At 63.3% G+C, this 5655-nt stretch carries 7 protein-coding genes and 1 tRNA gene; 1 reads left to right on the plus strand and 7 read right to left on the minus strand.

What is annotated here, in order from left to right; all coding sequences use genetic code 11:
- From F604_RS12450 to F604_RS0111165, 7 genes are all read right to left on the minus strand, one after another.
- Window positions 1-289: GTP-binding protein (locus tag F604_RS12450; protein WP_038044701.1), on the minus strand; the 289-nt coding region annotated here is incomplete at its 3' end.
- 55 nt (window positions 290-344) lie between these two features.
- Window positions 345-2420 (minus strand): elongation factor G, encoded by a 2076-nt coding sequence (gene fusA, locus F604_RS0111140; protein ID WP_019551714.1) that lies wholly within the window; start codon window positions 2418-2420, stop codon window positions 345-347.
- A 3-nt stretch (window positions 2421-2423) separates the two neighbouring features.
- A complete protein-coding gene (gene rpsG / locus F604_RS0111145) occupies window positions 2424-2894 on the minus strand; it encodes a 30S ribosomal protein S7 (RefSeq protein WP_015718111.1) in 471 nt (156 codons plus the stop codon).
- Window positions 2895-2901: 7 nt separating this feature from the next.
- Complete coding sequence (gene rpsL, locus F604_RS0111150) at window positions 2902-3315, minus strand: 30S ribosomal protein S12 (RefSeq protein WP_019551715.1); 414 nt, start codon at window positions 3313-3315, stop codon at window positions 2902-2904.
- A gap of 214 nt (window positions 3316-3529) precedes the next feature.
- A tRNA-Thr gene (locus F604_RS0111155) sits at window positions 3530-3604 on the minus strand.
- A gap of 40 nt (window positions 3605-3644) precedes the next feature.
- Window positions 3645-4766 (minus strand): ABC transporter permease, encoded by a 1122-nt coding sequence (locus tag F604_RS0111160; protein WP_019551716.1) that lies wholly within the window; start codon window positions 4764-4766, stop codon window positions 3645-3647.
- A 28-nt stretch (window positions 4767-4794) separates the two neighbouring features.
- Entirely contained in the window at window positions 4795-5223 is a 429-nt protein-coding gene (locus tag F604_RS0111165) for a 3D domain-containing protein (RefSeq protein ID WP_019551717.1), read from the minus strand.
- A 319-nt stretch (window positions 5224-5542) separates the two neighbouring features.
- Here F604_RS0111165 and F604_RS12735 point away from each other — a divergent pair.
- On the plus strand, window positions 5543-5655 hold a 113-nt coding region (locus F604_RS12735; RefSeq protein WP_155984184.1), incomplete at its 3' end, for a helix-turn-helix domain-containing protein.

Raw genomic sequence — 5655 nt, forward strand, 5'->3', positions numbered from 1 at the left:
CACCCGTGATCATGTTCTTGATGTAGTCCGCGTGCCCGGGGCAATCCACGTGCGAATAGTGCCGCTTGGCCGTCTCGTATTCCACATGCGCCGTGTTGATGGTAATCCCACGGGCCCGCTCCTCCGGCGCCTTGTCAATCTCCCCGTAGTCCTTCACCTCCACATTGGGGTTCTCCGCCGCCGCCACAAAGGTCAAAGCCGCAGTCAGCGTCGTCTTCCCGTGGTCCACGTGCCCAATCGTCCCCACGTTCACGTGAGGCTTCGTACGGATAAACTCGCCCTTGGCCATCTTCGCTCTCCTTTCCGTATGCGGGGCAGGCCCGAAGGCCCACCCCCAGGCATTCCTACTGACCCTTGATGAGCTTCTCCTGCACCTGCTTGGGGACTTCCTGGTAGTGGTCGAAGAACATGACGAAGGAGCCCCTACCCTGCGTCTTGGAACGCAAATCGGTGGCGTAGCCGAACATCTCCGCCAAAGGCACATAGGCCCGGATCACCTGGGCGTTCCCCCTGGGCTCCATGCCCAGGATCTGGCCCCGGCGGGAGTTCAGGTCGCCGATCACGTCCCCCATGTACTCCTCGGGGGTGGTGACCTCCACCCGCATGATGGGCTCGAGGATCACGGGATCCCCCTTCTGCACCGCCTCCTTGATGGCCATGGAGCCCGCGATCTTGAAGGCCATCTCGCTGGAGTCCACCTCGTGGTAGGAGCCGTCGTAGAGGGTCACCTTCACGTCCACCACGGGGAAGCCGATCAGGGGACCCGACTGCATGGCCTCCTCGATGCCCTTCTGCACCGCAGGGATGTACTCCTTGGGGATCACCCCGCCCACGATGGCGTTGACAAACTCAAAGCCCGAGCCTCGAGGCAAAGGCTCGGCCTTGATCTTCACGTGGCCGTACTGGCCGCGGCCACCCGTCTGGCGGATGAACTTGCCCTCCACATCCACCGGGCGGGTGATGGTCTCGCGGTAGGCCACCTGGGGCTTGCCCACGTGGGCGTCCACCTTGAACTCCCGCTTCAGGCGGTCCACGATGATCTCCAGGTGGAGCTCCCCCATCCCGCTGATGATGGTCTGGCCGGTTTCGGGGTGGGTGGAAACCCGGAAAGTGGGGTCCTCCTCCGCCAGACGGGCCAGGGCCTGGGAAAGCTTGTCCTGGTCCGCCTTGGTCTTGGGCTCAATGGCCACGTCGATGACGGGCTCGGGCACCTCAATGGACTCCAGGACGATGCGCGGGGCATCCTCCCCCACCAGGGTGTCCCCGGTGATGGTTTCCTTAAGGCCCACCACCGCCCCAAGGTCGCCGGCTTTGAGCTCCTCCACCTCCTCGCGGTGGTTGGCGTGCATCCTGAGAAGCCGGGCCACCCGCTCCTTGCGGCCTTTGGTGGTGTTGTAGACATAGGAGCCCGAGGTGAGGGTGCCGGAGTAGACGCGGATGAAGGTGAGGCGGCCCACGTAGGGGTCGGCCATGATCTTGAAGGCCAAGGCCGCCAGGGGGCCGTCGGGGTCGGGGTAGATCTCCACCTCGTTCCCCTCGGGCGTGGTGCCCTTGATGGGGGGGATGTCCAAGGGGGAGGGCAGGTAATCCACCACCGCATCCAGGAGAAGCTGGACCCCTTTGTTCTTCAAGGCGGATCCCAGGAACACGGGGGTGATCTGGATGTCGATGGTGCCCTTGCGGATGGCCGCCACCAGCTCCTCCTCGGTGGGCTCCTCGCCCTCCAAGTACTTCAGCATGACGTTTTCGTCAAAGTCGGCGGCAGCTTCGATCAACTTCTCGTGGTACTCCCGGGCCTGGGGCAGGTACTCCTCGGGGATGGGAACCTCGCGGATATCCGTGCCCAGGTCGTTGCCGTAGGTATAGGCCTTCATCCTTAGGACGTCGATGATCCCGGAGAAGGTATCCTCACGGCCGATGGGGAGCTGCATGACCACGGGCCTCGCCCCCAGGCGCTCCTGCATGGTGCGGATCACCAGCCAGAGGTCGGCCCCCGTCTTGTCCATCTTGTTGGCGAAGGCGATGCGGGGAACCTTGTACTTCTCTGCCTGGCGCCAGACGGTTTCCGACTGGGGCTCCACCCCCTGGCTGGAGTCGAAGACCACGATGGCCCCGTCCAGAACCCGCATGGAGCGCTCCACCTCGATGGTGAAGTCCACGTGGCCCGGGGTATCGATGATGTTGATGCGGTGGTCCTTCCAGAAGCAGGTGGTCACGGCAGCGGTGATGGTGATGCCCCGCTCCCGCTCCTGCTCCATGAAGTCCATGGTGGCCGCACCCTCGTGCACCTCACCGATCTTGTGGATCTTGCCGGTGTAGTAAAGGATGCGCTCCGTGGTGGTGGTCTTACCGGCATCAATGTGCGCGGCGATGCCGATGTTGCGGAGCCTCTTTAGGTCGTACTCTACCTTAACCGCCATGGCTTACCACCGGTAGTGGGCGTAGGCGCGGTTGGCCTCGGCCATGCGCTCCACGTCCTCCTTCTTCTTGACCGCTCCGCCCTTGCCCTCGGCCGCATCCATGAGTTCATGGGCGATGCGCACGGCCGCCCCCCGCTCGGAACGGGCGTTGGCCGCCTGGACCAGCCAGCGCAGGGCCAAGGACTGCTGCCTCCTGGGGGAGACCTCCATGGGCACCTGGTAGTTGGCCCCACCCACGCGGCGGGAACGCACCTCCATCCGGGGCTTCACGTTCTCCACCGCCTGCTTAAAGACCTTCAAAGGCTCCTGCCCGGTCTTCTCCTGGATGATGCGGCAGGCATCGTAGAAGATGCGGGCGGCCAGGTTCTTCTTGCCATCCCGCATGATCTTGTTGATGAAGGCCGACACCACCACATCCCCGTAGACCAGGTCGGGCTGGAGTTGGCGTACCTCTGCTCTTCTTCTCCGTGCCATAGCTCACCTACTTCTTCTTGGCCGGAGCCGCGCCCTTGGTCTCCTTAGGCTTCTTGGTTCCGTACTTGGAGCGGCTCTTCTTGCGGTCCTTCACGCCCTGGGTGTCGTAGACCCCGCGCACGATGTGGTAGCGCACACCCGGCAGGTCCTTCACACGGCCACCCCGGATGAGGACCACGGAGTGCTCCTGCAGGTTGTGCCCCTCGCCGGGAATGTAGGCGGTCACCTCGTACCCGGAGGTAAGGCGCACCTTGGCCACCTTACGCAAGGCGGAGTTGGGCTTCTTGGGGGTTACGGTGCGCACCACGGTGCACACCCCCCGGCGGAAGGGCGAGCCCTTCAAGGCCGGAACCTTGCTCTTCTTCTGGACCTTCTCGCGGCCCTTTCTGACCAGCTGGTTGATCGTCGGCAGTGCCACCACTCCCTTCTTCTTGGACTTGCCCCCGTGTTCTCAAGATCCACCCGGGGGAAGCACCTTCCCCCGACGTTCGCCCACACAGGGCAGCACCCTCAGGACCAGGGGGCTGGCCCTGAGGGCCCTCAACTTGTCTAGTGTACAGGGCAAGAGACATTTTGGCAAGCGAGGCAAAGGAAAACCCCGCCAGCCGGCGGGGCTTAAAGGGATGGGCTTGGCCTGGAGCCGGTGGCCGGATTCGAACCGGCGGCCTACCGCTTACGAGGCGGTTGCTCTACCGCTGAGCTACACCGGCCCGCCCTAAAGAGTCTAGGGCAGGAGGCTCTTTTTGGCAACTACCTGAGCACCACCCCGGGCTGGACCCTTAGGGCCCGGAAGAGGGGCAAAAGGGCGGAAAGGAAGGTGGCGACCAGGCTTGCGCCGCTCACCAGAAGGAAGTCGGAAAGGCGCATCTCCACGGGCAGGTGGGTGAGGAAGTAAAGCTCCCCGGGAAGGTCCAGCGGGCGGAGGGAAAGGTAGAGGCAAAGAAGATACCCCAAGAGATTGCCCAGAAGAACCCCCCCGATTCCCAGAAAAATCCCTTCCAGGGCGAAGACCATCCCTACGGTGAGCCTCGAGGCGCCCATGGCCCGAAGAAGGGCGATCTCCGGGGTCTTCTCCACCACCTTGAACACCAGAAGGTTGGCCACCCCCAGGGCGGCCACCGCCACAATCAGGAAGATCAGGATGCCCAGGACCCGCTTCTGCAGGGAAAGCTGCTCCAAAAGGGTGCGCTGGGTGTCCTGCCAGGCCTGGGGGAAAAAACGGGTGCCGGCAAGGGCCACCCCTATCTCCTTGGCCCGCCAGGGGTCCTTAAGGTGCACCTGGTACCCCTGGGCCCGTATGCCGGAAAGCCTCTCCACCGTTTTCAGATCCACGAAGGCATAGGCGGAGTCCAGGAGGTAGTTGCCCGTGCGAAAGGTGCCCAAGACCTTAAGCTCCACCCGCTCCTGGGTAGCGGACAGAGCGTAAAGCCGATCCCCCACAAAGGCCCCTAAGGATTGCTGCAAGGCCGAGCCCAGGTAGATGCCCCCGGGTTCCAGCCTCAGCCCGAGATCCGGGTAAAGGGCTTCCCCGCCTTCCCCCAGGCCCACCAGGGTGGCAAAATCCACCCCCGGGCCCCTGGCGCCCTCCGCCGGGCGGGTTAAAAGGGCCTTGGTGGCGGCGAAGGGAGCGTAGGCTTCCACCTCCGGGTGTTCCCGTGTGGGAAAGGGGGGAAGCTCCTCGCTCAAGCTGAAGAGGACCAAATGGGGATAGGCCTTCAAGGTGGCCCGCACCAGGCCGCTTACAAAGCCATTGGTGAGGGAAAGGGCGGTGAGGAGGACCGCCACCCCCACCCCCACCCCCAGGAGAGCCAAACCCGTCTGCAAAGGTCTTCGCTTGAGGTGGGCCAGGGCTAGGAAGAGGGCGAAGCGCACGCCCTAAGGATAAGGAAACTCTTGGCCTTTAGCGCCTGGGGTACTCCACCACCTCGAGGCTCACCACCCTGCGGCCAAAGCGCAAGGCAGTGGCCCGGTCGGGAAGCCAGACGTCCACCTTTTTCCGCATTCTAGGGTGCATCACGTCGGCCACCACGAAGATGCGGTCCCGGAAAAGGTAGTCAAACTGCCCGCGGCCCCGGCCGTACACCGAGCCCAGGTCCTTAAGGCGCACCTTGGTGCCGTAGGGCAGTACCTTGAGGAGGTCCGGGCTCACCGCCAGGACCCCCAGGCGGGTGCGCATCCCCGTGGCGGTGATGAAGGGGGTGGAGTCGGTCTCCCGCACGCTGGAGGTGTAGGCGGTGGCCTCGAGGACCATGGTCTTCTGGCCCGCCATCTGGGCCCAGGCCCCGGCAACGGCTAGGGCAGAGAAGAGCAAGATCAGCAAACCCCGCATAGCGCCCCTGAGTATGCGGGTCAATCCTGGAGCTTCCTGAGAAGGATGAGGGGGTAGCCTCATCCTGGCTACCCCCCAAGCCTATTAGAACGTTTACAAAAACTCAGATTTCCCCACTCTAAGGGACGCTCTGGCAAGAAGAAGCATGAGAAAATGCTTAGCTCCCTTTAGTCCTCCCTCAGTTATCCCTCAAGGGCTTAGAGAAAAGAGGGGGTGTGGGGGAGCTATAATCCCCCGGTTTTTAAACCGGGGATACATGGGCTCCCCCACGTCCACCACAGGTGGACACGGATTTGGTACAGTGTAGAAGAAGCCAGTCATGCGTAAAGCCTTCAAGTACCGCCTGTACCCCACCCAGCCCCAACGGCGGGACTTGGACAAGACGCTGATGCTGTGCCGCCAGTTGTACAACGCGGCCTTGCAGGAGCGTAG

Origin of the sequence: Thermus scotoductus DSM 8553, assembly GCF_000381045.1 — a bacterium.
Classification (GTDB): Bacteria; Deinococcota; Deinococci; order Deinococcales; family Thermaceae; genus Thermus; species Thermus scotoductus.